The sequence below is a fragment of the Mycobacterium sp. genome (genome assembly GCF_044223235.1).
Taxonomy (GTDB): Bacteria; Actinomycetota; Actinomycetes; order Mycobacteriales; family Mycobacteriaceae; genus Mycobacterium.
In genome coordinates, this window is the sequence record NZ_JBGAME010000015.1 from 88508 (window position 1) to 114877 (window position 26370).

Annotated in this window: 27 protein-coding genes and 1 pseudogene; 15 read left to right on the plus strand and 13 right to left on the minus strand. The window is 66.9% G+C overall.

From position 1 onward, the window contains the following. Positions 1-26: 26 nt before the first annotated feature. The gene (locus tag ADBZ6K_RS17795; protein ID WP_526349038.1) at positions 27-1550 is read left to right on the plus strand and encodes an ethanolamine ammonia-lyase reactivating factor EutA; all 1524 of its coding nucleotides are present in this window, start codon (positions 27-29) and stop codon (positions 1548-1550) included. Further along, positions 1547-2290 (plus strand): 3,4-dihydroxyphthalate decarboxylase, encoded by a 744-nt coding sequence (phtC, locus tag ADBZ6K_RS17800; RefSeq protein WP_526349040.1) that lies wholly within the window; start codon positions 1547-1549, stop codon positions 2288-2290. Before ADBZ6K_RS17795 ends, phtC begins: the two co-directional genes overlap by 4 nt. Before the next feature lie 12 nt (positions 2291-2302). Here phtC and ADBZ6K_RS17805 read toward each other — a convergent pair whose 3' ends face one another. Then, positions 2303-2719, minus strand: a complete 417-nt coding sequence (locus ADBZ6K_RS17805; protein WP_526349095.1) for an NAD-binding protein — start codon at positions 2717-2719, stop codon at positions 2303-2305. Continuing rightward, a pseudogene (locus tag ADBZ6K_RS17810) lies at positions 2699-3184 on the minus strand (NAD(P)-binding domain-containing protein); the annotation flags it as partial. The pseudogene ADBZ6K_RS17810 and the gene ADBZ6K_RS17805, both read right to left, overlap by 21 nt. Positions 3185-3306: 122 nt before the next feature. Between ADBZ6K_RS17810 and ADBZ6K_RS17815 the strand changes: the two are divergent. From ADBZ6K_RS17815 to ADBZ6K_RS17835, 5 genes are read left to right on the plus strand one after another with little or no spacing between them, the layout of a single operon-like run. Next, positions 3307-4569, plus strand: a complete 1263-nt coding sequence (locus ADBZ6K_RS17815) for an aromatic ring-hydroxylating dioxygenase subunit alpha (RefSeq protein WP_526349042.1) — start codon at positions 3307-3309, stop codon at positions 4567-4569. Then, positions 4566-5084: a 3-methyl-2-oxobutanoate hydroxymethyltransferase gene (locus ADBZ6K_RS17820; protein WP_526349044.1), complete on the plus strand. Its 519-nt coding sequence runs from the start codon at positions 4566-4568 to the stop codon at positions 5082-5084. Before ADBZ6K_RS17815 ends, ADBZ6K_RS17820 begins: the two co-directional genes overlap by 4 nt. Positions 5085-5121: 37 nt before the next feature. After that, entirely contained in the window at positions 5122-5946 is an 825-nt protein-coding gene (locus tag ADBZ6K_RS17825; RefSeq protein WP_526349046.1) for a 3-methyl-2-oxobutanoate hydroxymethyltransferase, read from the plus strand. After that, positions 5943-6830 (plus strand): alpha/beta fold hydrolase, encoded by an 888-nt coding sequence (locus tag ADBZ6K_RS17830; RefSeq protein ID WP_526349048.1) that lies wholly within the window; start codon positions 5943-5945, stop codon positions 6828-6830. Before ADBZ6K_RS17825 ends, ADBZ6K_RS17830 begins: the two co-directional genes overlap by 4 nt. Positions 6831-6863: 33 nt before the next feature. Next, entirely contained in the window at positions 6864-7307 is a 444-nt protein-coding gene (locus tag ADBZ6K_RS17835) for a MarR family winged helix-turn-helix transcriptional regulator (protein ID WP_526349050.1), read from the plus strand. Here ADBZ6K_RS17835 and ADBZ6K_RS17840 read toward each other — a convergent pair. Next, positions 7223-8560, minus strand: coding sequence for an MFS transporter (locus ADBZ6K_RS17840; RefSeq protein ID WP_526349052.1), 1338 nt, complete (start codon positions 8558-8560; stop codon positions 7223-7225). The two genes, ADBZ6K_RS17835 and ADBZ6K_RS17840, sit on opposite strands and share 85 nt — an antisense overlap. A gap of 139 nt (positions 8561-8699) precedes the next feature. Then, on the minus strand, positions 8700-9446 hold the full coding sequence (locus ADBZ6K_RS17845) for a FadR/GntR family transcriptional regulator (RefSeq protein ID WP_526349054.1): 747 nt from the start codon (positions 9444-9446) through the stop codon (positions 8700-8702). A gap of 297 nt (positions 9447-9743) precedes the next feature. On the opposite strand from ADBZ6K_RS17845, the gene ADBZ6K_RS17850 reads away from it, so the two are divergent. Beyond that, complete coding sequence (locus tag ADBZ6K_RS17850) at positions 9744-10241, plus strand: homocitrate synthase (RefSeq protein ID WP_526349056.1); 498 nt, start codon at positions 9744-9746, stop codon at positions 10239-10241. Between the two features lie 129 nt (positions 10242-10370). Here ADBZ6K_RS17850 and ADBZ6K_RS17855 read toward each other — a convergent pair whose 3' ends face one another. Further along, entirely contained in the window at positions 10371-11852 is a 1482-nt protein-coding gene (locus ADBZ6K_RS17855) for a cytochrome P450 (protein ID WP_526349097.1), read from the minus strand. 119 nt (positions 11853-11971) lie between these two features. Here ADBZ6K_RS17855 and ADBZ6K_RS17860 point away from each other — a divergent pair, with 119 nt between their 5' ends. Next, positions 11972-12631 carry a TetR/AcrR family transcriptional regulator gene (locus ADBZ6K_RS17860; RefSeq protein WP_526349058.1) on the plus strand — a complete coding sequence of 220 codons (660 nt, stop codon included), beginning with the start codon at positions 11972-11974 and terminating at the stop codon, positions 12629-12631. Between the two features lie 82 nt (positions 12632-12713). Then, positions 12714-13571: an SDR family oxidoreductase gene (locus tag ADBZ6K_RS17865; protein ID WP_526349060.1), complete on the plus strand. Its 858-nt coding sequence runs from the start codon at positions 12714-12716 to the stop codon at positions 13569-13571. Positions 13572-14022: 451 nt separating this feature from the next. Here the strand turns inward: ADBZ6K_RS17865 and ADBZ6K_RS17870 are convergent, their stop codons facing one another. The 3 genes from ADBZ6K_RS17870 to ADBZ6K_RS17880 are packed head-to-tail and all read right to left on the minus strand — an operon-like array spanning position 14023 to position 16956. Next, a complete protein-coding gene (locus ADBZ6K_RS17870) occupies positions 14023-15213 on the minus strand; it encodes an AAA family ATPase (RefSeq protein WP_526349062.1) in 1191 nt (396 codons plus the stop codon). A 51-nt stretch (positions 15214-15264) separates the two neighbouring features. After that, a complete protein-coding gene (locus tag ADBZ6K_RS17875) occupies positions 15265-16344 on the minus strand; it encodes a DNA polymerase IV (protein ID WP_526349064.1) in 1080 nt (359 codons plus the stop codon). Positions 16345-16347: 3 nt separating this feature from the next. Then, on the minus strand, positions 16348-16956 hold the full coding sequence (locus ADBZ6K_RS17880; RefSeq protein WP_526349066.1) for a TetR/AcrR family transcriptional regulator: 609 nt from the start codon (positions 16954-16956) through the stop codon (positions 16348-16350). A gap of 89 nt (positions 16957-17045) precedes the next feature. Between ADBZ6K_RS17880 and ADBZ6K_RS17885 the strand changes: the two genes are divergently transcribed. From ADBZ6K_RS17885 to ADBZ6K_RS17905, 5 genes are all read left to right on the plus strand, one after another. Next, the gene (locus tag ADBZ6K_RS17885) at positions 17046-17606 is read left to right on the plus strand and encodes an NADPH-dependent FMN reductase (RefSeq protein WP_526349068.1); all 561 of its coding nucleotides are present in this window, start codon (positions 17046-17048) and stop codon (positions 17604-17606) included. 526 nt (positions 17607-18132) lie between these two features. Beyond that, positions 18133-18396, plus strand: coding sequence for a redoxin NrdH (locus ADBZ6K_RS17890; protein ID WP_526349070.1), 264 nt, complete (start codon positions 18133-18135; stop codon positions 18394-18396). 37 nt (positions 18397-18433) lie between these two features. Next, on the plus strand, positions 18434-18883 hold the full coding sequence (nrdI, locus tag ADBZ6K_RS17895) for a class Ib ribonucleoside-diphosphate reductase assembly flavoprotein NrdI (protein WP_526349072.1): 450 nt from the start codon (positions 18434-18436) through the stop codon (positions 18881-18883). After that, entirely contained in the window at positions 18850-21021 is a 2172-nt protein-coding gene (gene nrdE / locus ADBZ6K_RS17900; RefSeq protein WP_526349074.1) for a class 1b ribonucleoside-diphosphate reductase subunit alpha, read from the plus strand. Before nrdI ends, nrdE begins: the two co-directional genes overlap by 34 nt. A 164-nt stretch (positions 21022-21185) precedes the next feature. Then, positions 21186-22526: a site-specific integrase gene (locus ADBZ6K_RS17905; protein ID WP_526349076.1), complete on the plus strand. Its 1341-nt coding sequence runs from the start codon at positions 21186-21188 to the stop codon at positions 22524-22526. Positions 22527-22650: 124 nt separating this feature from the next. On the opposite strand, the gene ADBZ6K_RS17910 is transcribed toward ADBZ6K_RS17905, so the two are convergent. From ADBZ6K_RS17910 to ADBZ6K_RS17930, 5 genes are all read right to left on the minus strand, one after another. Further along, positions 22651-23268 carry a hypothetical protein gene (locus ADBZ6K_RS17910; RefSeq protein WP_526349078.1) on the minus strand — a complete coding sequence of 206 codons (618 nt, stop codon included), beginning with the start codon at positions 23266-23268 and terminating at the stop codon, positions 22651-22653. A gap of 1 nt (position 23269) precedes the next feature. Further along, on the minus strand, positions 23270-23980 hold the full coding sequence (locus ADBZ6K_RS17915) for a hypothetical protein (protein ID WP_526349080.1): 711 nt from the start codon (positions 23978-23980) through the stop codon (positions 23270-23272). Between the two features lie 30 nt (positions 23981-24010). Beyond that, the gene (locus tag ADBZ6K_RS17920; RefSeq protein ID WP_526349082.1) at positions 24011-24589 is read right to left on the minus strand and encodes a hypothetical protein; all 579 of its coding nucleotides are present in this window, start codon (positions 24587-24589) and stop codon (positions 24011-24013) included. Then, the gene (locus tag ADBZ6K_RS17925) at positions 24586-25596 is read right to left on the minus strand and encodes a DUF2637 domain-containing protein (RefSeq protein WP_526349084.1); all 1011 of its coding nucleotides are present in this window, start codon (positions 25594-25596) and stop codon (positions 24586-24588) included. Before ADBZ6K_RS17925 ends, ADBZ6K_RS17920 begins: the two co-directional genes overlap by 4 nt. Positions 25597-25918: 322 nt before the next feature. Beyond that, a complete protein-coding gene (locus ADBZ6K_RS17930; RefSeq protein ID WP_526349085.1) occupies positions 25919-26254 on the minus strand; it encodes a hypothetical protein in 336 nt (111 codons plus the stop codon). Positions 26255-26370 lie beyond the last annotated feature (116 nt).

The following is a 26370-nucleotide window of genomic DNA, read 5'->3' on the forward strand; positions in this document are numbered from 1 at the left end:
AGCGAGGAGCCGACAGTGGATCGCGCATGAGCACCAGCGAGGATCACCACCATCACGACGAGCCCGACCTGCCGCTCGAGGACAATCCGATCTGGCAGCAGGACAACGTCACGTTGCACAGCGTCGGTGTCGACATCGGCAGCGCCGGCACCCAGGTGGCGTTCTCTCGGCTGGTGCTGCGCAGGCGCGGTGAAGACCTGACGAGCCGATACGTGATCGTCGCCAGGGACACGCTGTTCGAGTCCGACGTGCACCTGACGCCCTACACCGACGACCTGCGGATCGACGCGATCGCGCTCGGCCGGATATTGGACGCGGCGTACGCCGACGCCCGACGCCGGCCCGAGGACGTCGACACCGGCGTGGTGATCCTCACCGGTGAGGCGCTGCGCCGCCGCAACTCCGAGCGGATCGCCGGGGTCATCGCCGAGCGGGCCGGCGATCTCGTCTGCGCGACCGCAGGCCACCACATGGAGGCCATGCTGGCTGCGTACGGGTCGGGTGCCGCGCGGACCTCGCATGACCTGGACGCGCGCATTCTCAACGTCGACATCGGAGGCGGAACAACGAAACTCGCGCTGATCGAAAGCGGACACGTGCTCGCCACCGCCGCCATGCACGTGGGTGGGCGTTTGATCGCCGTGGCCGGGAACACCGTCACCCGCATCGAACCCGCCGGCCGCGGCCACGCCGCGGCGGCGGGGCTCGTACTGGATCTGGGCGCCGAAGTCGATGGCGCGAGTCTCGATGCCATCGCGTCGGCGATGGCCGACCTGGTGATCGCGGCGGTCAACGGTGACCCGGCTGCCGACCATGTCTTCCTCACCGAGAGGTTCGACTGCGGTGCGCTCGACGGCGTGATCTTCTCCGGTGGTGTGGCCGAATACATTTACGGCTCGGAGACAAGGGATTTCGGTGACCTGGGCCGTCGGCTCGGGACCGCGCTGGCCGGCCGTGCCGACACGCTTGGCGCCCCGGTGTTGCCCGCCGCGGAGCGGATCAGGGCGACCGTGCTCGGCGCCGCCGAATACACCGTCCAGCTCAGCGGGATCACCAGCTACATCCCCGGCCCCGACGCCACCCTGCCGCGTCGCAACCTACAGGTGGCGCGGCCCCACTACGCCCTGGGTGAGGCGGTGCGACCCGATCGTGTCGCATCCGCCATCGAGGCCCACCTGGCCGCGTTCGGCCTGCACACCGACCCCGCCGACGTCGCGGTGGCGCTCGCCTGGTCCGGGCCGCCGACGCATCGCAGGCTGCGCGCGTTCGCCGAGGGGATCGTGCGCGGCTTGCGGCGGCGGATCGCCGACGGGCGTGCGGTGTACCTGATGATCGATGCGGACATCGCGCTCACGCTCGGCACCATCCTGCGCGAGGAGTTCTCGATGGCCAACGACCTGCTCATCCTCGACGGTGTCGAGCTGCGCGACTTCGACTTCGTCGATCTCGGCCGGGTTCGCCGGCCGTCGAACACGGTGCCGGTCACCATCAAATCCTTGGTGTTCGGTGCGGACTCGCTCGCGGCGGCGCCGGCTCCGGTCCCGGTATGACGGTCACCGCCGAACGGCCCGGGCTGACCCGGATGCGGACCACGGTCGCCGTCGCATGCCGGATCCTCGCCCACCAGGGACTGGCGGACGACGTACTCGGTCACGTCAGTGTCCGCCTGGATGACGACCGGATCCTGCTGCGGTGCAGGGGACCGCAGGACCGCGGCCTGCTGTTCACCGTGGCCGACGACATCCGGGTGGTCGGCCTGGACGGCCATGCCGACTCCGATCGTGGCTACACGCTGCCCAGCGAAATGCACATCCACACCGAGCTCTACCGTGCCCGCCCCGATGTCCGGGCGGTCGTGCATGCCCACCCGCGCGAGGTGATGGTGGCCGATCTGGCCCGCATCGAGCTTCGGCAGACGTTCGGCGCCTACAACATTCCCGCGTCGCGGCTGGCTCGCCGGGGTGTGCCCGTCTACCCGCGCCCCGTACTGATCTCCACAACGGCGTTGGGGCGTGCCGTTGCCGAGACGGTCGGTGACGACGGTGCGGCGATCCTGCGCGGCCACGGCATCGTCACCGTGGGTGGCTCCGTGGAGCAGGCAACCATGCTGGCGCTGGACCTCGTCGAGCTGGCGCGGATCGCGACGCAGGTGGCACTGCTTGGCGGGCGCCCGCAGGCGCTACGCGACGAGGACCGCGCCGGCCTGCCCGATCTGGGCCAGGCGTTCAACGACCTCTCGCGCTGGCGCCACCACGTGGGGCGGCTCGAGCTCGCCGGCCTGGGCGGTTAGCGAGAGCCGCTGTCACACCCCGCCGTCGGGTGTGCTCAGCGGCGTGATCCGGCGGCCGAGATAGCTGCATTCCGGTTCGTACAGCAGTCCCGCGACATCGTCGGCGGTCAGCGTCTTGACGAGTTGATCGGCCTGGCCGGTCAGTGGCAGCACCAGTCCGCCCTTCTGGGCCAGCTCCATGACGAAGTCCATATCCTTTTCCTGCCAGGTGAACCGCGTGGAATCCCAGCGGCGCAAAGTGCCGTTGTCGGCCGGACAGTTCAGCAGCACCTCGCGCATGCGCTGCGCGTCCACGCCGTACCGCTTCGCGATCGCCAGCGCTTCGAAGTTGGCGACGCAATGGATCCAGTGCAGCAGGTTGTTGCAGGTTTTGGCGAGCTGACCCGCCCCGAGCGGCCCGACGTGCTCGACGCCGCGGCTGTAGGACATCAGCACCGGCCGGGCGCGGTCGACGTCGGCTTCGTCGCCACCGCAGAGCGACAACAGGTTGCCCTCCCTGGCGCCCAGCGCGCCGAACACCACCGGAGCGTCGATGATCCGCATCCCTGCCGGTTCGACCACACCGGCCAGCCACTGCATGAACTCGACGCCGTGCGTTCCCGCGACGGCGATCAGCTGCCCCTGTCTGCCGTGCTCGGCGAGACCCTCTGCGACGGTGAGCATCTGGGAGTCCGAGCGCAAGCAAGCCACCACGATGTCGGCATCCCTGGCGACATCCGTCAGATCGGTGACGGGTCTGGCGCCCGCTTCGGCGGCCGCCGCCAGCCTGGAGTCGTCGACGTCATGGGCGAGGACATCCAGACCGCCGCGCACCATATGGCCTGCCATCGGCAGCCCCATGTCCCCGACACCCACGATCCCGATCATCGACCGTCCTTTCCTGCGCCCCGAGTTCTCGTTTGGGCTTGGCTATTTGAACTAATGGTATTACAGTTAGTTTGATTGTGGTGAAGCTCTCACTGCAAGAAGCGAGACGGCTGAGAGGGCGGACGGTGCTGAGGGCCGAGATAAACGAAATGCTGACCAAGACCGGTCCGGATACCCCGATGGGGGCGTTGTTCCGGCAGTACTGGATGCCTGCGCTGCTGGCCGAGGAGCTGCCCGAGAACGACTGCGCGCCGGTGCGGGTGAAGCTGCTCGGTGAGCGGATGGTCGCTTTCCGGGACAGCGACGGCCGCTACGGGCTGATCGACGAGTTTTGCGCGCACCGCGGGGCGTCACTGTGGTTCGGGCGCAACGAGGGTTCGGGCCTGCGTTGCCCCTATCACGGCTGGAAGTACGACGTCACCGGACAGGCCGTGGAGATTCCCTCCGAACCGGAGAACAGCAACTTCTGTGCACACGTCAAACTGACGTCCTACCCGCTGGTCAAGATCGGCGACGTGCTGTGGACCTTCATGGGCGACCCGGCGAAGCAGCCGCCCCTGCCGGAGTTCGAGTTCGCGCTCGTTCCGCCGGAGCAGACCTACACGTCCAAACGCTGGCAGGAATGCAACTGGCTGCAGGCATTCGAGGGCGGCATCGATTCCAGTCATGTGTCGTGGTTGCACTCCGGCGGACTGCAGTCCGATCCGTTGTTCAAGGGCACCAAGGGCAATGAGTACAACATGGGCGACCTGAAGCCGTATTTCGAAGTCGCCGACGCCGATGGCGGCCTGTTCGTCGGCGCTCGCCGCAATGCGGAGGAGGACACCTACTACTGGCGTATCACTCCGTGGGTGATGCCGTGCTTCACCATGGTGCCGCCGCGCGGTGACCATCCGGTGCACGGCCATTTCTGGATTCCCATCGACGACGAGAACTGCTGGGCGTATTCGTTCGACTACCATCCCGTGCGGGCGCTGACCGCCGAGGAGGTGCAGGCGATGAAGGACGGCCACGGCGTGCACAGCGAGAACATTCCCGGCACCTACCGTCCGGCGGCAAACAAGGACAACGACTACCTGATCGACAGGGAAGCGCAGAAGCGGGGCGACACCTATTCGGGCGTCAAGGGCATCGCGATCCAGGACTCCTCGCTGCAGGAGAGCATGGGGCCGATCGTCGACCGCACCAAGGAGATGCTGGTCTCTGCCGACAGCGGCATCATCAAGGCCCGTCAGAAACTCAAGAAGGCTGTTGAAGCGTTGCGGGACAAGGGGACAACCCCACCGGGGGTGGATCCCGCGCACCACCACGTGCGGTCGGCGGCCGTGGTGCTGCCCCGTGATGCGTCGTTCGTCGAGGCGTGCCGTGAGGACCTGTCGGTGCGCGAGGGCGTCCGGCAGTCGTCGGTATGAGCGCGACGTTCCGCCCGATCCTCGGCAGCAGCTGCGCCAGGGCGACATCGGCTGTGGAGATGCGCTATCGCATCGACCGGCCGATCAGCGGACGGCGCGGGGCGCGCGTCATCGCCCTGGACGCCGGTGCCGACGCGATCGTCGCGCGAATCTCCCGAAACCCTTGGGGCCATGCGCATTTCCTGGCACTCGCCGGACCGGTCGCCAATGTCGCCGAGGGCGGCTCGGAATCGGTGGCGCTGCGGGACCACGCCGGAGCGCCGTCCAGTCTGCTCGCCGAATTGGACGACGCAGACGTGGTGATCATGGTCGCCACCACCGACAGTGACGCCGCCGCGGCCACCATCATCGGTGCGGCCTGCACGGTCCGCGCGATCATGACCGCGGGACTCGTGATCGGCGAGCGCGCGATGGTGGGCGCCACGGTGGCTGCGATCCGGCCGCACGCGCGGGTGCTGATGGTCAGCGGCGACGAACAGGATGTCGTGGACGTGTTGCGTGCCTTGCGCGCGTGAAGGGAAAGTCCGTGAGGGGAGTGTCGAGGTGGATGCCATGACGAGCGGCAAGGTGCAACTGACCGATCTGCGGGCGATGAAGCGGGACGGACGCAAGATCGTGGGAGTCGTCGCCTGGGACTATCAGATGGCCCGGATCGTCGACCGCGCCCGAGTGGATCTGGTATCGGTGGGTGACACGGTAGGCATCAATCTGTGGGGCCAGCCGAATCCCTTCGAGGTGACGATGGATCAGATGATGATCGTCTGCCAGGCGGTGCGCCGCGGCGTCACGCGTGCGCTGTTGAGTTGCGACTTCCCGTTCGGCCCGCTGCAGGAGGGGCCGAGGACGGCGGTACGTGCCGCGATCCGGTTGGTGAAGGAGGCGGGCGTCGATCTGGTGAAGCTCGACGGGGCAGCGGATCACCTCGACGAGGTGGAGGCGGTGACCCGCGCGGGCATCCCGGTGTTCGCACAGTTCGGCATCACGCCCCAGACGTCGCTGAAATACGGCGTCACGTACAGCTCGACGCCGACCGCCGCCGACGCGGTTCCCGACGAATTGCTCGACGACATGGTCGGTGAGGCCAAGCGCCTTGAGGATGCGGGCGCGGTGCTGCTGAACTTCACCAACTCCGGACCTGTGGTGGGAGCCGCTGTCGCACAGGCGGTTTCGATACCGGTGGTCGGTGGCTTCGGCGGCGGGCCATGGCTGGACGGCCGCATGCGGATGGTGACCGCGGCGATCGGCTACTCGGCCGACGCGTTGGACAAGCAGCCTGACACGTACGCCAACGTCGCCCAGGTCATCTATGACGCCGTCAGCGCGTACGCGCACGACGTGCGCTCGGTGCGGCAGATCGCGGGCGGACTGCGCACGTGAACAACGATGACGCGGTCGCCACCGCGGTCGTCGACGGGATCGAGACGCGATACGCCGTCGGGGGCTCGGGTCCGCCGCTGCTGTTGTTCTCCCCGGGCGGCTTCAGCGCCACGATGGCGGGCTGGCAGAACCATGGTCTGTATCGGCGCACCGAGATGCTGGCGCGGCTGCGTTCACGATTCACGTGCGTCACGTTCGACAAGCGCGAATCGGGTGGTTCCGGTGGCCGGGTGGAGCGGATCACCTGGGGCGACTACGTCAATCAGGGCGTCGGCCTGCTCGATGTCCTCGGCCTCGACCGCGTCTTCGTCATGGGTGCCTGCGTCGGCTGCTCGATCGCGACCGCGCTGGCGGCGGCGCACCCGCGGCGGGTTGCCGGAATGGTGCTCTACTCGCCCGCCGGCGGCCCGAAGTACCGGATGAAACAGCATGCCCGGTTCCATGCGCACCTGGCCTACGTCGCCGAGCGCGGATTGCCCGCGGTGGTGGCGCTGGCGGCGGCCACCGAGGCGGGGTTCTCCGAGGACGGCCGGGTCGGTCCGTGGGTGAGTCTGCTGCGCAACGACACTGAGTTCGCCCGGTCCTACGCGGCGCTGGACAGCGACTGGTATCTGTCGATCGTCACGGGTATGTGCAGATTGTTGTTCGACCGCGACACCGTTCCCGGTGTGGAGCCCGAAGATCTTATGGCGCTTGATATTCCGGCGTTGATCGTGCCCGGCCAGGACAGCTCGCACGCCCCGTCGGCCGCCCGCTACCTGCAGGAGTGCCTACCGGGCGCCCGATACTGGGATGTCCCCGTCGAGGCGCAAACCGCCGACACCGCGCCGGCGCAAGTGATCGACTTCCTGGAGTCCTGCGCCGCGGTGGTGTCGCCGGGATAAGTCGTGATTGCCTAAACGTACTAATCTGGAGCGGTGTCGACACCCGCGCACCCGGCCGCGATCCGGGGGGAGCAGTTCGCCGCGCTCCAGGACGTCAGCCTGCTGCTGACCCGCAGAGTGCGGAAACACTCGCAGAGCGACCTGACCATGTCCCAGGTCTCGGCGCTGTCGACGATCCTGCGGCACGGCCCGATTCGGGTGGGCGAACTCGCGCGCCGGGAGCAGATCAGCAAGTCGTCCACCACGCGGCTGGTCGCGAGGCTGGAGGAATTGGGTTACGTCGAGCGCACGGTCGACCCCGAGGACGGGCGCGGCTTCGTCGTGGACATCACCGGCAACGGCCACCGACTCCTCTCGGCGGCGCGGGAACGGGCGAACGAGTATCTCGTCCATCAGATCGGCCGGCTGTCCGAGGACGACCGGTTCGCGATACTGGCCGCGCTGCCGTCGCTGCAACGGCTCACCGGACTGTCGTAGCTTACGAGGTCTCGGGCGCAAGCGGTTTCGGCCTGATATGACCGACTGCGCCTGGTTCTCCTCAGAAAGAGCAGGGCGGCCAGCGCGGCGAGGACGGTGCCGACACCGCCGACCGCGCACGCGACGCCGGGGCTGGCGTGCTCGCAGATCCACCCGATGAGGGGGCCGCCGAACGTCGTGGTGCCATTGGTCGCGAGCACGAGCAGCGAAATGACCCGCCCGCGCATGTGGCTGTCGGAATACAGCTGCATCATCGCCGTGGCGGTGGCTCGGAACGTCACGCTGATCGCGCCCAGCACGAACAGCAGACCATAGGCGACAACGAGATTCGGCGCCAGACCGAGCAGGGTCAGGCAGACGGCCAGCGCACATCCGTTGATCAACAATGATTTCGCGTCCGGCTTCAGCAGTCCGGCGAACGACAGCCCGCCCAGTACCGCGCCGAGGCCCATGCTGGTGAAAGCCAGGCCGACGGTACCGGCATCGCCACCGAAGACGCTGTGCGCCAACGTGGGCAGCAGGACGTTCCAGTTGTAGGCCAGTACCCCCGACACGGCCATCAGCCCAAGGGCCGCGGCAAGGTGCGGACGCATGGCGACATAGCGCAGCGTCGCCACCGGATTGCCGGTCATGCTGACGGGTCCGGCGGGGCGCACCGATCGAACCGGCCGGATCATCGCGAGCGCCACGATCACCGGCAGGAACGATGCGGCATTGACGAAGAAGGCCGCCGAGACGCCGACGGCGTTGATCAGGATTCCGGCGGCGGCGGGACCCGCGATCTTTCCGCTGTTCTGGATGATGCTGTTGAGCGTGACCGCATTTGTCAGCGTTTCGGGCGTGGCGATGTCGTTGACGAACGTCAGGCGGGCCGGCTTGTCGATGGCGTCGGAGAACCCTTGCGCCAGCGCAGCCAGCATCACCATCCAGATCGCGACCACGTCCAGCTGTACGACGACGCCGAGTGCCAACGCGGGCACCAGGGCGCCGAACTGTGTGTATATCAGGATCGTCCGCTTGGCGAAGTGGTCGGCCATGGCGCCGCCCACGGTGGTGAACAACAGCGTCGGCGTCTGCTGAACGGCCACCGTGATGCCGAGTAGGAGCGGTGAGCCGGTCAGCTCGAGCACGAGCCAGGCCTGTGCGAGCTTCTGCATCCACGTGCCGCTCACCGAAATCGACTGCCCGATCGCGAATCGTCGATAGTCACGGATCGCGAGCGCGCGGAACGTCGAGGCCAGGTATCGCTTCACGGCCGTATCCATCTCAACGTCGGGTTAGTACGCTTGCGCAACCAACATACTACGCTATGCGTACTATCTACGAGCGCATCTTCGCTGCCGGGCGCAGCGTCGGGTCGTGGATCGGGATGTTCGAGAAGTCTGTCGGGGCTCAGTCGGCGCGGGAGATGTGCCGGGCGGTACGCCCGATGTGGGTGCGCATCACCGCGGTCGCTTTCTCGACGTCACGCTTCTTGATGGCAGCGACGAACTGACGGTGTTCGCGACTCCCGCGGATACCCATCTCCGGGTGCCCCTCCTGCACGTGTTGCAGCGACCGCAGCGTCGGCCCGTGAAAGGACTCGGCGAGCATGGCGATCGCGGCGTTGTGGCTGGCGCGAGCAACGCGGGCGTGGAACTCCGCGGACAGTGACATCGGATAGGTGCCGTTCGCCAGCGCCTCGTCGGCGCGGTCACAGATCGCCAGAAGCTCCGCGATGTCCTGTTCGGTCGCACGCTCACACACAAGCGGGATGATTCCGAGCTCCAGCACCTGCCGGGCCTCGGTGACCTCCTTGTCGGTCAGCTCCGACAGGGAGAGCAGGTCGATGATGCCCTCGCCGACCCTGGCGCTCGTCGGTGCGGTGACGAACGCTCCGCCGCGAGCACCGACTTTGATCATGACCATGCCGTTGGCTTCGAGACCGCGCAGGGCCTCCCTGACCGTTACCCGGCTGACTCCGAACTTCTCGCCGAGATCGCGCTCCGCGGGCAAGCGGTCACCCGGCTTCAGCTGGCCGTCCCTGATGAGCAGCCGGATCTGGTCGACGATCATTTCCGACGCGCGGCCGGGATTCACTCGATTGAACATGCCATCGGTCGCTACGCGCGACGGCGTGACCGTGCTGTCTGTCGCCATGGCCCAATGATAATGCCAACTGACCTCGGCGTGGTGAAGTCCGATCGGCTGCTGTCAGACTACGAGCGGGACGGGCTGGAGAAGCGTTTTCGTGGCGATAGCCTGACGAACCCGGCGGGCATGCGGCATCCGCGACCGAAAGTGGTTGCGCCGCGTGTGCACCAAGGTCTAATCTCGGCGATCGTGCGGATGATTCTCGTAGTAACAACCCGCGGCGGGGTCTGATCGGACCGACCCCCCGCTGTGGGGCGTTGCTACTCCCGTCGGTCACTCCCTCTGACGCGAGAAGACCGGCACATGTATTCCACCTCTGCGACCAAATCCGCTGCGGGCACGGCGCCGCGGTTCGCGGACCATTTCGACACCCCGTTACCGCGCGGCCTGCGGGCCCATGCGCACGCCATGTCGTGGGATGGCTTTTTCGCGCGGTATGCGCCGCCCTCCGGCCCACTTCGGCTGGGTCACTGGGCGTGCACCGACGCCGACCGGTCGCTGCGCAGACTGGGTCCGCAGGCGCGCAACTTCCAGGCGACGCTGGCGATCGGCGATCGCATCGCTACCTCGACGGCCGCGGCGAGCGGGCCGGTGTCGGCGCTGACGGCGATGCTGCATGAGAATGGCATCGCCGTCGAGATGATCGGCTTCCATCAAGTCCATCGCGGCGCGCACACCGCGACATTCATCCACGGATCGGACGGGATGCGCGCGAAGTGGGCCATGGGATGGGCCGACGACCCGACCCAGTCGGCACTGCGTGCGGTCATCGCCTGCGCCAACCGCCTGCTGGGCGCCTGAGAGGCGAAACTGCATCTCGGCAGCGAGAGTGTGAGAAGCGGCCTGCTGAAACGCAATTTCGCGACGAGTGCCCCGGGCGACGAGTACCGCGCGCGACGAGTACCGCAGGGGACGGCGCCGCGTGGGTCGTCAGCGCAATGGCCGCAATACGATCGGCATGCCGTCGATCGGCACCGGCATGCCGCCCCAGTCGTAACGGGGCCGGTAGGCCGGATGTGCAAGCTCCAGCCGGTACCGGCGCAATAGCCGATGCATCACCGTCTTGATCTCCAGCTGCCCGAAGACCATGCCGATGCACTTGTGTGCGCCGCCGCCGAACGGGGCGAACGCATAGCGGTGCCGCTTGTGCTCCGAACGCGGCTCGGCAAAGCGGTCGGGGTCGAACCGCTCCGGTCGAGTCCACAGCTCGGGCAGCCGATGGTTCATCGCCGGCCACGTCACCACGTCGGTGCCCGCCGGGATGAAATGGCCGAACAGTTCGGTGTCGCGTACGGCCCGGCGGAAGTTCCACGGAACCGGCGTGACCATGCGCAGCGACTCGTTCATCACCAGGTCGAGCGACTCCAGCTTGTCCAGCGCCTCGATGTCGAGGGGCCCATCGCCGACGCGTTCGGACTCGTCGCGGCAACGCTCCTGCCACGCGGGGTGGGCGGCGAGCTGATGGGCCATCGTGGTCGCGGTCGACGTCGAGGTGTCGTGGGCGGCCATCATCAGGAAGATCATGTGGCTGACGATGTCCGCGTCGCAGAACCGCTCGCCGCTCTCGTCCTGGGCATGGCACAGGACCGTGAGCATGTCGGTGCCGCCGGAGTCGCGCTGCTCCGCAACACGTTGCGCGAAATATTTCTCGAGCAGCCCGCGGGCACGCAGCCCGCGCCACCAGTGAAACGGCGGGACGCGCGTGCGGATGATGGCGTTGCCTGCGCGGGTCGTCGTGGTGAACGCGCGATTGATCGTGGTGACGAGATCATGGTCGCTTCCCGGCGGATGGCCCATGAAGACCACCGAGGCGATGTCCAGAGCCAGTTCCTTCATGGCCGGGTGGAAGAGGAACCGACGGTCGTCGGCCACCCAGTCGGAGGCCAGCACCTGGGTGGCGACGGAGTCGATGTGCTCGACGTAGCCCGTCAGCCGGGCATGGGTGAACGCCTCCTGCATGATCCGGCGGTGAAACATGTGTTCGTCGAAGTCGAGCAGCATCAGGCCGCGCTTGAAGAACGGCCCGATCATCGGATCCCAGGCGCGCTGTGAGAAGTCCTTTTTGCGATTCGACAGCACCACCTGGGTGGCGTCGGGCCCGAGGGCGAGCACCAATCGCAGCGCCGGTGTTCGTTGGTAGTGGACCGGTCCGTGGGTCCGGTAGATGTCGAGCATGAAGTCCGGGCCGCTGCGGAAGTACTCGATCATGTGGCCGATGATCGGCAGTCCGGCGTCGCCGACGACCGGTTTGAGGCCGCTGCCTTCGGGTGGTTCGGCCAGGACGATGGGCTCCCATTGCCGTTTCCTGAGCCAGTTCTCCACCAGTCCCATACCGGGAATGGTGTTGGGGGTCGGCGTGAACCGTCGCCTGGTCTGATCGAGCAGATACGCGCGGGTGCTGATGTTGGCCAACGGGACCCCCTGCGCCGAAGTGGCTGAGACACACGTCACTACCGTCTCCATCCTGAACGTCTAACTTGACGCCTGTCAAGTTTTGTGTCTTGCTGGCCGCGGGTGCAAAGTTCTCATCCATGACCAGCGAAATAGGGGGACCGGTCCGGGAGGCTGGCTCGGAGGTCCGTCGCAGCCGCGGGGATCGGCAACGCGAGGCGATCGTCACGGCCGTTCGTGACCTGTTGCAGGAACGCTCGCTGGCCGATCTGTCCGTCAGCGCGATCAGCGAACGCGCAGGCATCGCCAGGTCAGGCTTCTACTTCTACTTCGATTCCAAGTACGCGGTGCTCGCAGTGATCCTGGCCGAGGCGATGGACGAACTCCAAGCTCTCACCCATGATTTCGCTCCGCGGGAGCCCGACGAACCGCTGGCCGAATTCGCCAAGCGGATGGTCGGGAGCGCTGCGACCGTCTATGCCAGCAACGACCCCGTGATGCGGGCGTGCACCCTCGCGCAGAACACCGACGGGCAGATTCGCGAACTGCTCAACAACTTCCAGGATGCGGTGATCGCCAAGATCGTCGGCCTCGTTCAGCAGGATCCGACGGCGCGGCCGGTCTCGGATGACCTTTTCGCATTGGTGCGGATGCTGACCGCGGCGACGTCGATGACTCTGTCGCGGGACAGTGCCTTCGTCGGACGCGGTCACGATCCCGCCCGCGCCGTCGACGCCCTCGAGCGGCTGTGGCAGAGCGGACTCTGGGGTGGACCGAAGGCCGGGTCGCCACACGCATGAGGGCCGACGGGCGGCTGTTGGCGATCTCCACCGGCGTGGTGGTCGACACCTCGGATGAACCGGGACCGGTATCGTCACCGCCATGGCGCAGGGGAGCGGCTTTTCCGGCACTCGGTGTTTTCTGACGGGGGCAGCCAGCGGCATCGGACGGGCGACCGCGTTGAAGCTGGCCGCTGAGGGCGCCGAACTCTATCTGACCGATCGTGACGCAGAAGGTCTGGAGTTAACCGTCGCCGATGCCCGCGCGCTGGGGGCAAAGGTACCCGAGCACCGTGCACTGGACATCTCCGACTTCGCCGCCGTCGCCGACTTCGCGGCCGATATTCATACCCGGCACGGCTCGATGGATGTGGTGATGAACATCGCGGGTGTATCTGCTTGGGGCACATTGGATCAGCTCACCCACACGCACTGGAAGTCGATGATCGACGTCAACCTGATGGGGCCGATCCATGTGATCGAGACGTTTCTGCCGCCGATGGTCGCCGCGGGCCGGGGCGGGCATCTGGTGAACGTCTCTTCGGCGGCAGGTTTGGTAGCGCTGCCGTGGCACAGCGCTTACAGCGCAAGCAAGTACGGTCTGCGCGGCCTGAGCGAGGTGCTGAGGTTCGATCTCGCCAGGCATCGGATCGGGGTGTCGGTGGTGGTGCCGGGTGCGGTGAAAACTCCTCTGGTGCAGACGATTCAGATTGCCGGGGTGGATCGTGACGACCCCAGGGTGCGCCAGTGGACGGATCGGTTCGCCCGCCATGCCGTCTCACCGGAACGGGTCGCCGACCGGATCCTGGCCGGGGTTCGCAAGAATCGCTACCTGGTCTACACCTCCGGCGATATCCGGGCGCTGTACCTGTTCAAGCGGGTGGCATGGCTGCCCTACAGCATCGCTATGACCCGGGTCAACGTCGTGTTCACCCGCGCGCTCAGGCCCAATTGCCGCTGATCGCGGCGTGGCCAGCTAGACTCCGGCGCACACCGACGGTACGAACGGAACGGGAACCGGCCAGCAAACGCTGACCCCGAAGCCCGGCGTGACATCACCGTTCCACACCGGTGGCGGGGGTGGTGGAGGCGGCGCTGGTGGTGGGGGGAGCGGTGCCGCGACGCAGGTGTTGGACGGCGCGTCGTAGACCGTGCCCCACCCGCACTCGGTTGCACTACTGACCCCCGGTGAAGCGAACGTCACGAATGCGAGCGGCGTCAGCGAGGACGCGCCGATGATTGCCAAACGGCGAATCGTGACCGCCATTGCAAGCCTCCCTCGATCTTCCCCCGACCCAGGGCGAGACCAGCATTTTACGTCCGGTCGTGCTCCGGCCTGACCGGAACTGACAACCAGAGAACACCCACGACCGTCGCCTCCGACCGGGCGCAGCGCGTACGTATTCGGCAGGTCAGCGCTTCCCCCAGTCCCAAGCGGGCGCATCCACGATTCCCATGCCTGCCACCTTGGTCTCGCCGACGTCCTTGTACAGCTCGATCTTCGCGGCGATGCCGTCGTCGGCATCGCCGGTGTCATCGGCGTCTGGGCCGATGAACTCGAGCAGCGCCCGGGAGTGGGTCACCGCAATCACCTGACTGCGTGCGGCGGCGACTCGAATGAGGGTCGCCAGCGGACGCACCAGGTCTGGGTGCAGTGAGGTCTCCGGCTCGTTGAGCACCATGAGCGACGGCGGCTCCGGACTCAGCAGCGCAGCCGCCCACAGGAGGAAACGCAATGTGCCGTCGGATAATTCGGCCGCCCGGAGCGGCCGGAGCATTCCGCGCTGCAGTAGTTGCAGGTCGAACAGACCGTCATGTTCGGCCACCGAAACGGTGGCGCCGTCGAATGCGTCGGCCACCGCGTGCCGCAGATCATCGAATCCCGCCTCGATGATCGTCTGCACCGCGGCGGCCAGATCACCGCCGTCGTCGGACAGTACCGGTGTGCGGGTGCCGATCCGCGGATGCCGCGAGGGTGCAGATGCGTCGACGCGAAAGCCGTCGTAGAAACGCCAGCCGCGCAGTCGTTCGCGCACGGCGGCAAGTTCGGGATGCGTGGCGGGGTGCGCGAACTCGGCGAGCACGCTGCGGTACGGCGGAAGTGATCTCGACAGTACGTCGAAACCCCGCCCCGTTTCGGCCGCTGTTTCGGCCACGCTCCTGGTGCGCCGGACCAGAGTCGAACCGGGCCGCGGCAGCGGGCCTGCGAACACCACTTCGCGTTTGATCTCGGGATCACGCGCGAACGCGGAACCGGGACCGGCGTTCTGCGGCAGCCCGAGGTCGACCAGATAGCCGAAATCATCTGAGGAGAAACCGAGTTCGAGCGATACGGGCTTATCGCGAGTGGTGCCCTCCACCTTGCCCGTGCGACGCGCGCCTGCAAGCTGCTCAGGCCCGGCCCACAGCGCGGACTTAAGACCGCCCTCTCGGGCGAGCGAACCGATGACCTCACCTCGCCCGCAATCGGCCAGCAGTCTCAGCGCCCGGTACAACGACGACTTCCCGGTGCCGTTGGCGCCGGTGACGACCGTCAGCGGGCGAAGTGGCAGCGTCACGTCGCGCAGCGACCGGTAGCCCCGGACGGCCACTGTCCGCAGCACTGGATCGCCGCTACCGGCCGGTGGACGTGGACACGGCGGTCACCTCGGGCATCACGTCACGCATCGCTGGGACACCGCTTCGGGCGTCATCTCGGGCATCGCCAGCTCCAGCCGCACGCCGAGCAACCGGATCGGCCGGTCCAACTCGAACTGCCCAAGCAGTGCCAGTGCGGTTTCGGTGATTTTCTTTCCGTCCGTGCCCGGCTCGGCGAGCTTGCGGATCTTGGTGCGGGTGTAGAACGTCGCGGTGCGCACCGTCACCGCGACCCGCGTCACCAGTCGTCCCTCCTCGACCACCTCGGCAAGCGTACGTTGGGCGAGTTCGGCTACAGCCGAGTCGATTTCGCCCCGATCGGTGAGGTCGCGGGGGAACGTGACGACGTGGCTGCGCGAGCGCGGCACCCACGGCTCGGCGCTGACGTCGGTGTCGCCGCCGCCCTTGGCCAGCAGCAGGATCCAGAGTCCCGTCGTCGGCCCGAAGGTCGAAGTGAGCAGGGCCGCGTCCGTGCCGGCGAGATCGGCAACCGTCGTGATGCCCAACCCGTCCAGCTTTTTCGCCGTCTTGGGGCCGATGCCCCACAGCGCGTCGACGGGGCGATCGCCCATCACCGCCATCCAGTTCTCGTCTGTGAGCCGGTACACCCCAGCCGGCTTGCCCAGCCCGGTGGCGACCTTCGCGCGCTGCTTGTTGTCGCTGATGCCCACCGAGCACGACAGTCCGGTTTCGGCGCCGATGACCGTGCGGATCCTCTCGGCCAGCTCGAACGGGTCGTCACCGCTGTCCGGGCCCACACCGAGGTACGCCTCGTCCCAGCCCCAGACCTCCACGGGGTGCCCCAGATCCCGCAGCAGGTTCATCACCTCGTCGGAGGCCTCGTCGTAGGTAGCCGGATCCGACGGCAGGAAGGTCGCCTCGGGGCACTTGCGCGCCGCGGTGCGTAGCGGCATACCGGCATGCACACCGAATTCACGGGCCTCGTAGGACGCGCACGTGACGACCTTGCGTGGTTGGTGGGGATCACCGCTGCCTCCGACGATCACCGGCTGGCCCACCAGTTCGGGATGGCGGCGCAGTTCGACCGACGCCAGGAACTGGTCGAGGTCGACGTGCAGTACCCAACGAGTGGTCATCGGCTAGGTACCGCAGAGCTTGCGAGCAACGCTTTCCCACCCGACGGTGAGCGCGTCGACGGTCTGGCCCAGGTCGATGAGCTGGTGACCGACGTGGTCGGGGTCGAGCAGGGCCAGCAGTGCATCGGTCTGCGCGTCGAGATCGCCGGTGGTGCCCGCCGCCCGCAGGAGCATCCGGACGTGTGACCGGTGCAGGGTGTCGACGGCGCTGTATCGCGTCTGCGGGTCGCGGTAACTCTCCGACAGCAGGGCCTGGTGGCGTTCGACGAAGCGCATCCGCTCGCGCCCGTACGCGAGCAACCGGTCCAGCGGCCCTGCGCCGGGGCCCAACGGCGGTGGGCCGAAGAGCATGGCCTGCTGCTCCACCTTCTCGTCCTCGTCCAGCAGCACCAGCATCAGACCGGCGCGGCTGCCGAACCGGCGGAACAGGGTGCCCTTGCCGACGCCGGCCTCCGCCGCGATCTCATCCATGCTGACCGCTTCGGCGCCGCGCTCGGCGATGAGCTTGCGCGCCGCGTCGAGCAGTAGCGCCCGGTTGCGAGCCGCATCCCCCCGCTCGTGCGGCACTTCGGCCGACACCCGCAGTTCGGTGATCCTTTCCGGTGCGCTCACCCCTTGACTTTAACTCAGACGGAATAAATCGGACTGTGGTCCGGTTCGGCTGTGCGAGGATCGCTCAAGACTGAAAGGGAAGTGTGGACATGGCTCAAGCCGGGGTAGTCGGGGAAATCAAGGTGCTGGTGCTGGTAGGAAGCCTCCGCGCGGCCTCGGTGAATCGTCAGCTGGCGGAGCTGGCAATCGAGAAGGCGCCCGAAGGGGTCAGCCTGCAGCTGTTCGACCGGCTCGGAGAGGTGCCGTTCTACAACGAGGACATCGACAACGCCGACGCCGCCGAGCCTGTGGTGGCGCTGCGCCGGGCCGCCGCCGAGGCCGACGCCGCGCTGGTGATCACCCCCGAGTACAACGGAAGCATCCCCGGCGTGTTGAAGAACGCGATCGACTGGATCTCGCGGCCGTACGGGAACGGTGCGCTAAAGGGCAAGCCGCTGGCGGTCATCGGTACGGCGCTGGGTCAGTTCGGTGGCGTCTGGGCGCACGACGAGACCCGCAAGTCGTTCGGCATCGCCGGGACCAGCGTCGTCGATGGTCTCGAGCTGTCGGTCTCGAGCACGGCCTTCGGCGGCAAGCATCCGCGCGAGCACGCCGACGTGGCCGCGACCGTGCGTAACATCGTCGGGAAGCTGGCTACCGAGGTCGCCTGACCACAGATCGACACAGTTACCCGGGGGCGCCGCAGACACCGTCTGCGGCGCCCCTGCATGTCCGAGGTGTGTGGCGGTGCTGGGCGGGACTTGGGCGGCGCGGATGTTTGCTGAGCGCATGGAGGCCGACGACGGCTGCCGATACTTGTCGGTGCCTTCCGGTAGGAAGAGATGGTAGATGCCGCCGACGGCGTGTCGGTGCGCACGACACGCCGTTAAACACGATGTCTGGAGGCTGACGACCTGGGAATTCCACAAATGTCATTCAGAACATCTTGTACCTCTTCTGAATGTCAGCCACTAGGTGTAGTGTTTGGCGAACCGACAGGCCCCACAGTTTCTCGCAGTTCGGTGGTCGGCCGGAGCGGGAAGAACCGGTGGATCGACAGCATGAGCTCACCGGGAGAACCGCCCCGAACGGCAGGAATTTTGTGGGTCTGTGGGTCGCTGAATACAGCGAAACGTCCCGTATGACCAGTTGCCAGATGGTATCCGTACCTCTTAGCGCAGAGGAGTTGTGCCGCCAATGACTCAGCATTCGATCACCGTGTACACCAAGCCGGCGTGCGTGCAGTGCAACGCCACCTACAGGGCGTTGGACAAGCAGGGCATCGCCTACGAGACGGTCGACATCAGCCTCGACAGTGAGGCGCGAGACTACGTCATGGCCCTCGGCTATCTGCAGGCCCCGGTCGTCGTGGTTGGCAACGAGCACTGGTCGGGATTCCGTCCCGATCGGATCAAGGCGCTGACCGATTCTGCACCAGTCGGGGTGGCGGCGAGCGCCTGAGAGGCCGACGGCAAGCGGGGAAGGGGTGAGTAGCGAGATGGCGGGGAGCAATCTCGTCTACTTTTCGAGCGTGTCGGAGAACACCCATCGCTTCGTGATGAAGCTGGGGTTGCCCGCCACACGCATCCCGCTGCACGGCCGCATCGAGGTCGACGAACCCTACGTGCTGGTCCTGCCCACGTACGGCGGCGGCCGGGCGACTCCCGACGTGAACGCCGGCGGGTACGTGCCAAAACAGGTCATCGCGTTTCTCAACAACGAACACAACCGATCGCTGATCCGCGGGGTCATCGCGGCCGGCAACACCAACTTCGGTGCGGAGTTCTGCTATGCCGGCGACGTGGTGTCGCGCAAGTGTGGGGTTCCGTATCTCTACCGTTTCGAACTCATGGGCACCGACGAGGACGTCGCCGCCGTCCGCACCGGTCTTGCCGAATTCTGGAAGGAACAGACGTGCCACCAAGCGTCACAGCTGCAGAGCCTGTAACCGCCAGCGGGCATCACGCGTTGCCGGGTGAGACCGACTACCACGCGCTCAACGCGATGCTCAATCTGTACGACGCTGACGGCCGGATCCAGTTCGACAAGGATGTGCTCGCCGCCCGCGAGTACTTCCTGCAGCACGTCAACCAGAACACCGTCTTCTTCCACAACCAGGACGAGAAGCTCGATTACCTGATCCGCGAGAACTACTACGAACGCGAAGTTCTCGACCAGTACTCGCGCAATTTCGTCAAGACACTGCTGGATCGCGCGTACGCCAAGAAGTTCCGGTTCCCGACGTTCCTCGGCGCCTTCAAGTACTACACCTCGTATACGTTGAAGACGTTCGACGGTAAGCGCTATCTGGAACGCTTCGAGGACCGCGTGGTGATGGTCGCGCTGACCCTGGCGGCGGGGGACACTACGTTAGCTGAGAAACTGGTCGACGAAATCATCGAGGGTCGATTCCAGCCTGCCACACCGACTTTCCTCAATTCGGGTAAGAGGCAACGCGGTGAGCCTGTTAGCTGCTTTCTGCTTCGCATCGAGGACAACATGGAGTCCATCGGGCGCTCCATCAACTCCGCGCTGCAGCTGTCCAAGCGCGGCGGGGGAGTTGCGTTGCTGCTCTCCAACATTCGCGAGCACGGCGCGCCGATCAAGAACATCGAGAACCAGAGCTCGGGCGTCATCCCCATCATGAAGCTGCTGGAGGATTCGTTCTCCTACGCCAACCAGCTCGGTGCGCGGCAGGGCGCGGGCGCGGTGTATCTGCATGCCCACCATCCCGATATCCACCGGTTCCTGGACACCAAGCGCGAGAATGCCGACGAGAAGATCCGGATCAAGACCCTCAGCCTGGGGGTGGTGATCCCGGACATCACCTTCGAGCTGGCCAAGCGCAACGAGGACATGTACCTGTTCTCGCCGTATGACGTCGAGCGTGTGTACGGGCTGCCGTTCGCCGACATCTCGGTCACCGAGAAGTACTACGAGATGCTGGACAATCCGCGAATCCGCAAGACCAAGATCAAGGCTCGCGAGTTCTTCCAGACGCTGGCCGAGCTGCAGTTCGAGTCGGGCTACCCGTACATCATGTTCGAGGACACGGTGAACCGGGCCAACCCCATCGAGGGCAAGATCACCCACTCCAACCTGTGTTCGGAGATCCTGCAGGTATCCACCCCTTCGGAATTCAACGACGATCTGTCGTACTCCAAAGTGGGCAAAGATATTTCGTGCAACCTCGGTTCGCTCAACATCGCCAAGGCGATGGACTCGCCGGACTTCGCGCAGACCATCGAGGTGGCCATCCGGGCGTTGACGGCGGTGTCGGATCAGACCCACATCACCTCGGTGCCGTCGATCGAGCAGGGCAACAACGATTCCCACGCGATCGGGCTGGGACAGATGAACCTGCACGGCTACCTCGCGCGGGAGCGGATCCACTACGGATCCGAAGAGGGCGTCGACTTCACCAATATCTACTTCTACACCGTGCTCTACCACGCGCTGCGGGCCTCGAATCGCCTCGCGATCGAACGAGGCACGCACTTCAAGGGATTCGAGCGGTCGAAGTATGCGAGCGGTGAGTTCTTCGACATCTATACCGACCAGGTGTGGGAGCCCAAGACCGACAAGGTGCGCCAGCTTTTCGCCGACGCCGGAATTCGCGTTCCGACACAAGAAGATTGGCAGCGGCTCAAGGACTCGGTGCAGGCTCACGGCATCTACAACCAGAACCTGCAGGCGGTGCCGCCCACCGGGTCGATCTCCTACATCAACCACTCGACCAGCTCGATCCACCCGGTGGCGTCCAAGGTCGAGATCCGCAAGGAAGGCAAGATCGGTCGCGTCTACTACCCGGCGCCCTACATGACCAATGACAACCTGGAGTACTACCAGGACGCCTACGAGATCGGCTACGAGAAGATCATCGACACCTACGCCGCGGCCACCCAGCACGTGGACCAGGGGCTGAGCCTGACACTGTTCTTCAAGGACACCGCCACCACCCGCGACGTCAACAAGGCCCAGATCTACGCGTGGCGCAAGGGGATCAAGACGCTGTACTACATTCGGCTGCGCCAGATGGCTTTGGAGGGCACTGAGGTGGAGGGTTGCGTCAGCTGCATGCTCTAGGGGTGTACTAGACAAGGCGCTGGCCAGGGGGAATATCCTCTGGCCAGCGTTTTTGTATCTCGACCCGGCGAGCAGGTTTTGCGCCCGATCGACAAGAATAGGCACCGCGTGTTGCACGTATGTGGCACGCGGTGTGGCACGTGGCACGACGCGGAGGTGAGCGCATGGCGGCAACGAACTCGCGGGACTTCGGCAACATCAGGAAGCTCCCGAGTGGGAAGTACCAGGCGCGGTACCGCTCACCGGAGACCGGTGAGCTGACACCAGCGCCGACCACCTTCACGACGAAGAAGGCCGCCGCTGCCTGGCTCGCCGACGTGCAGTCCGACATCGAACGCGGCCGGTGGAAGTCGCCGGAGCAGGTCGCCGCGGAGGAGGCCCAGGAGGTCGCGGCCCGTGCCGAGGTGCTCACCGTGGCGCAGCTCGCCGACGTCTGGTTGGAGACGATCCCCAGCGAGAACCACCGCGTCATCTCGATCTCGCGCGTGCGCAGGTTCATCAACCCGGAGCTGGGCGACATCAGGCTCGACGAGCTCACCAAGGAGCGCTGCGACCAGTGGTACCGCGACATGAACACCACGCTGTGCGCCGGCGCGCCGACTCAAGTTCGGCGGACCTTCGCGGCGCTGCACGCGATGCTCAAGATGGCCGTCCACGAGGACTGGATCCCGGTCTCCCCTCTGCGGATCAAGGGCGCGCTGATCGACACCCCGGCACGCGAGCCGCAGACGGCAACGGTGACGGAGGTGGACCAACTCGCGGCGGCGATGCCGGCGGAGCTCGCGATGGCGGTACAGCTCGCGGCGTGGTGCGGGCTGCGCATCGGTGAGGTGCTCGGGCTGCAACTCGACGACGTCGCCGAGGACCGCGCGGTGGCGGGCGAGAGCACCGGCGTGATTCGCATCTATCTCCGCCGTCATGTCGTACAGGGGAGAGGTACCGGCTCCATGACGATCGTGGAGGGGACGAAGGCCAGCGACAGGGTGGAGTCCGTGGTGGTGCCGCCGCACCTAGTCGCCCCGCTGTGGGAGCACGCCGAGAAGTACGGCCGGAAGACGGAACCGAGGTGGCTGTTCCCGGGCACACGGACCGTCGACATGCCGTGCGGCCCGGCGACCCTCGACCGACGCTGGCGACTGGCACGCGAGGCCTGCGACTTGGAGCACCTGACGTTCCACGACCTGCGCCGCACGGGCAACACCATCGCCGCGCTCGCCGGTGCGACAGCGGGGGAGATGAAGCAACGGCTCCGGCACCGCACGAGTGAGGCCGCCGAGAGGTACATCGTCGCGGCGAAGGGCGCGGACATCGAGCTCGCGAAGCGGATGAGTGAGCAGGCGATCACGGGTCACACCGCGGTGAGCCAGGAGCAGATCGACGCCGTGATCGAGACCGTCACCGCGCTGATCGAGCAGGTCCGGGTGGGCGGCGACGAGGAGCTGGCTCGGTATCTGCTCAAGAAGCTCGACGAGGTCAACGCGGAGGTCCTGCGGCTCGGGGGCTGAGACCGGACAGTCGGGTTCCAGCCGCGGTCCCTTGAGGAGTGGGAACTCGGATCACTCGGCTGACTCCACACATGAAACAGCCACCTCATCCGATTGGGTGAGGTGGCTGTTGTCGCGTTGACGGTCACCGAGGAGTCGGTGCCTCTCGGCAGCCGCTCTGGCCGGTGTCGCCCGGGTTCAACTTCTGCATCTCGCCTGCGACGCGGTCCGGGGGCAGCGCCCACTGGACTCCGCCCCCCCGCACCCCCGTGGTGCAGCCGGGACGGCCGTCGACACTCACCTGGTCGACCGTAGGTGCAGCCGCCTGGCAGCCCTGGGTGGGCAGCCCGTCCAGCACCTCGCGCAGATCCACACTTCCTGCGTCCTGGAAGATGCGGCCCTCGGGAGTGCGGATGAAGCGGCAGCCGGTGTCAGGCGCCGTCCACCCGAACAGCTTGTTCTCCGCGGCGGTCACCCCCGCAGCCGCACGCATGTAGTCGGGGATGCGGGTCTCACGCCCCGCCGCCGCGAAGCGGGCGTCACCGCGGATCTGCAGCGCCTGCAGCTCGGTCATCGCGGCCTGGTCGGCGCGCGCCTGCCCGGCGTGCACACCGTGCTGGTGCAGCGCATACCCGCCGGCAGTGACGCCGAGCAGGGCGAGGGTCGCACCCGCCGCGAGGATGGTACGGCGCCGCTTGGTGCTCTCGGCCGGGGCGGTCTCGACGGTCTTGGTGTTGTCCGTGTTCTCGATGTTGTCGGTCATGTCAGTTTCCCTTCGGGGTGGTGGGGTTGTCGGCAGTGCAGCCGCTGCCGTGCGCCACGTCGCTGAGGGCGATGCCCTCGGCCGGCACTTCACCGGCGCGGTTGGTGGTCCAGCTCTTGCCTGTCGGCAGCACAACCGACGTGATCGTGGTGCTGCCGTCACAGGCGGGCTTGCCGTAGATGAACGGGACTCCCGCGTGGGCTGCGGCGTCCCGAGCAGCGGTGTCGAGGGGATAGATCGGCTGCGGCGCGTTCGGCAGCTGCCCGGGGAGCACCGTGCCCGAGTCGCAGCCGTACTGCAGAGTCTCCCGCGACATCGGTGCGCCTTCGGTGGGTGTCCGACTGCGATTCAGGATCCAGACCTGCGGATCGTTCGGCACGAGCAGAGCGGTGTGGCACGCCGCGTTGCCTCCGTCCGGGAGCCCGACCAGGAACGGGCGGCCGTCGTCGAGCGCGGCGCGAGCGGCGGCGGCGTCGATCCGCTCGGCTCCGAACTTCTTGGCCGCCCAGACCGCAGTCTCAGCGTTGGTGGGACGCCACACGCCGGCGCCACCGGGGCAGGGCGCCTCGCCCGGCGCCTGCGTGCACGCTGCGGGTGAAGGGCTCGACGGTCCGGAGTCGTGGATCGTCCGAGGCGTCGAGCAGGCCGTGGTCAGGAGCGCGGCGGTGGCCACTACGGACAGGATCGGGATGGGGACGAGGATCTTCTTCATGATGTTCTCCTTGGTGAACGGGGGTGGGGTTTACGCGGCGCGCGGCGGGGCAATGGGCGCCCGGATCTTCGCCAAGGCCTTGCGCCGGGGGACCGTGATGTTGAACGGCAACACGTCGCCGTGACGCAGGTATGCGGCCCCGAGCGCGGCGGCGAACGCAGCGTCGGCGCGGTCCTGGATGTTCTTGTCGCGGGTGGCGTCGGGCCACGCAGCGGCGTAGGCGGCCACCACCTCGGACTTGCTCGCGTTGCCCTTGCCGGTGGCGAGCTGCTTGATCTGAGACGGCGCGGCCTCCACGATCGGCAGGCCTCCGTGCACCAGTCCTTCGACCACGGCCCACCACAGGAAGCCGCGGCGCGTCAGCGAGCTGTCCTTCTCCTTCATCGAGAACTGGAGGCCTTCGACGACGACCAGTTCCGGTACGCACGCCAACACCTGCTGCGCGATCCCGTCGACGAGTTCGCGGTGCCGCTGAACGTGCGCGCCGAGACTGTCGTCGGCCGGAGCCGGGCTCCGGTGCACCGCGGTGGCGAGGGTGCCGGTCTCGAGGGAGATCGCAGCGATCGCAGAGCCGGTGAGCGAGAGATCCAGGCCGATCACGGTGCTCATGCAGAGGCCTCCGCGAGCTCCCGGTCGGCCTTCACGATTCGCTGCACCTTGCTCGCGGTCAGCCCCGTCGCGTCGGCCACGTCGCGGTTCGACTCGCGGTTGGCCTTGCCGCGAAGCACGCGGTGCACTGCGTCGACCGGAGCGGTGGTGCGGCCCGCGTCGACGAGCTGCGTCGCGCGAATCAGGTACTCGTCACCGGCTTCTGCGTCGCGGACCGCGTCGCGAAGCGCGAGCTCCTGCGTCGCGTCGCGCGTCTCCGGTTCGCTGGCCTCTGCGTCGCGACGCGGGTCGGTCTGCGTCGCGGGCGAAGCAGCGTCTTCTGCGTTGCGAACCGCGTCGGGCGGGACCGCGGTGAGGCGCCGCGTCGCGGACTCCGCATCGCGACGCGACGGCGTTGCGTCGCGCGACGCCGTGCTGATCAGGGGGATTTCCTCGGTGTCTGCGTCGCGAAGCGCGAGCTCTTGCGTCGCGACGCACGTCGCGGGCTCGTGGGTCTCCATGTCGCGAAGCGGGGCGGTCTGCGTCGCGACGGGAGCGGGGTCTGCGTCGCGGAGCGCCGGTGCGTCGAGGGGCGATGTCGCGGCGGGCGCCTCGCGGTGCACCGGAGTCTGCGTCGCGTCGACCGGCATCACGACCAGGGCGTAGGCACTCGCCGCGGCGAGAACGTCCACGGCGATGGGAAGCAGCCACCCGAGCTTGCCCGGGTGACCAGACCCCTGCGCCACCGCGGCGAGGGCGAAGAAAGAGAGGGCGAACGCCGCCGCCGCGGCCACGAGCACCGCACCGACCACGGCGCGCCGTGCCCTCTTCGGAAGGCCAGCGGTCTTCGGCACGAGGTGCACCGCGCCGGGAAGAAGCAGCGGTGCGATCGCCGCTGCGATCATCACAACAGGGGTGGGTAGAGAGAGGTCGTGTGACAGCAGGACCGCTGCGGCCTCGTTGCCGGCGAGGCTGACGCCGGTGCAGGCGTAGAGCGCTGCGGTGAAGTCATGGCGATCGGTGGTCATGGTGCGGTTCCTCCTCGGGAACGGGTTTAGATGGTCTGACCTGCGGAAACGTCTCAGACAGCCGCAGTGGCTGTTTCAGACCGGCCACGGTGCGCTCGAACAGCCACGGTGGCCGGATCGGCTCGTAGCGCGGGATTGAGCGGCACTTTGAGCGACGGATTGAGCGACGGGGTGGGCGCGGATCCACGGCTGATCGGGCTCGGGAAGCGGTAAAACCCCAGGTCGCGGGTCCGAAAACGCATACCCCGGCCCTCGGCGGGGCCGCTGCTCACCTTGGAGTCGGTGACCGGATTGAGCGACCCTCTGATCACGGTTGAGCGGCTCACGCGGCGGCCTCCCGCTCGTCCCGGGCGGCCGCGAGACGGGCGGTCACGGCGGGCCGGCCGATGTGCATCAGGGTGGCAAGGCCACGTTCGCTGGCGCCGCACTCGAACAAAACGAGCATCAGCTCGTTCTCACGACGCTCGATCTGACTCTGCCGGCGGCGCCACCGCGCGAGCGCCTCGGCGGCCTGCGCCGGATCCGGAGCCTCGGGCTCGATGTCGCCGAGGCTCTGCGCGCTCACGGTGATCGAGCTCTGCAGCATCGACGCGGCGGTAGCCAGCTGGCCTGCGGCTGCACGCGCCGCGGTGGTGTCGGTTGTGACGAAGCGGGTCATGGCGGTTCCTTCCTGCTGGACAGTCTGAGATTCGTTGTGCCGGACGGTCTTAGAGCGTGGTCCCGGATTGCGTGACGGTGTCGCGCTCTTCACGCACGCGCACATGGGCTGCCATT

Bases quoted from the DNA above. Each gene is read 5' to 3' on its own strand.
- ADBZ6K_RS17845 (WP_526349054.1), bottom strand. From the start codon at position 9,446: ATGGCGACAGACAGCACGGTCACGCCGTCGCGCGTAGCGACCGATGGC.
- ADBZ6K_RS17875 (WP_526349064.1), bottom strand. From the start codon at position 16,344: ATGACCACTCGTTGGGTACTGCACGTCGACCTCGACCAGTTCCTGGCG.
- ADBZ6K_RS17925 (WP_526349084.1), bottom strand. From the start codon at position 25,596: ATGACCACCGATCGCCATGACTTCACCGCAGCGCTCTACGCCTGCACC.
- ADBZ6K_RS17805 (WP_526349095.1), bottom strand. From the start codon at position 2,719: ATGTCCTACAGCCGCGGCGTCGAGCACGTCGGGCCGCTCGGGGCGGGT.
- nrdI (WP_526349072.1), top strand. From the start codon at position 18,434: ATGGCGGGGAGCAATCTCGTCTACTTTTCGAGCGTGTCGGAGAACACC.
- ADBZ6K_RS17920 (WP_526349082.1), bottom strand. From the start codon at position 24,589: ATGAGCACCGTGATCGGCCTGGATCTCTCGCTCACCGGCTCTGCGATC.
- ADBZ6K_RS17930 (WP_526349085.1), bottom strand. From the start codon at position 26,254: ATGACCCGCTTCGTCACAACCGACACCACCGCGGCGCGTGCAGCCGCA.
- ADBZ6K_RS17905 (WP_526349076.1), top strand. From the start codon at position 21,186: ATGGCGGCAACGAACTCGCGGGACTTCGGCAACATCAGGAAGCTCCCG.
- ADBZ6K_RS17885 (WP_526349068.1), top strand. From the start codon at position 17,046: ATGGCTCAAGCCGGGGTAGTCGGGGAAATCAAGGTGCTGGTGCTGGTA.
- ADBZ6K_RS17860 (WP_526349058.1), top strand. From the start codon at position 11,972: ATGACCAGCGAAATAGGGGGACCGGTCCGGGAGGCTGGCTCGGAGGTC.
- ADBZ6K_RS17850 (WP_526349056.1), top strand. From the start codon at position 9,744: ATGTATTCCACCTCTGCGACCAAATCCGCTGCGGGCACGGCGCCGCGG.
- ADBZ6K_RS17820 (WP_526349044.1), top strand. From the start codon at position 4,566: ATGAGCGCGACGTTCCGCCCGATCCTCGGCAGCAGCTGCGCCAGGGCG.
- ADBZ6K_RS17795 (WP_526349038.1), top strand. From the start codon at position 27: ATGAGCACCAGCGAGGATCACCACCATCACGACGAGCCCGACCTGCCG.
- ADBZ6K_RS17865 (WP_526349060.1), top strand. From the start codon at position 12,714: ATGGCGCAGGGGAGCGGCTTTTCCGGCACTCGGTGTTTTCTGACGGGG.
- ADBZ6K_RS17915 (WP_526349080.1), bottom strand. From the start codon at position 23,980: ATGAAGAAGATCCTCGTCCCCATCCCGATCCTGTCCGTAGTGGCCACC.
- ADBZ6K_RS17910 (WP_526349078.1), bottom strand. From the start codon at position 23,268: ATGACCGACAACATCGAGAACACGGACAACACCAAGACCGTCGAGACC.
- ADBZ6K_RS17815 (WP_526349042.1), top strand. From the start codon at position 3,307: ATGCTGACCAAGACCGGTCCGGATACCCCGATGGGGGCGTTGTTCCGG.
- phtC (WP_526349040.1), top strand. From the start codon at position 1,547: ATGACGGTCACCGCCGAACGGCCCGGGCTGACCCGGATGCGGACCACG.
- ADBZ6K_RS17890 (WP_526349070.1), top strand. From the start codon at position 18,133: ATGACTCAGCATTCGATCACCGTGTACACCAAGCCGGCGTGCGTGCAG.
- ADBZ6K_RS17825 (WP_526349046.1), top strand. From the start codon at position 5,122: ATGACGAGCGGCAAGGTGCAACTGACCGATCTGCGGGCGATGAAGCGG.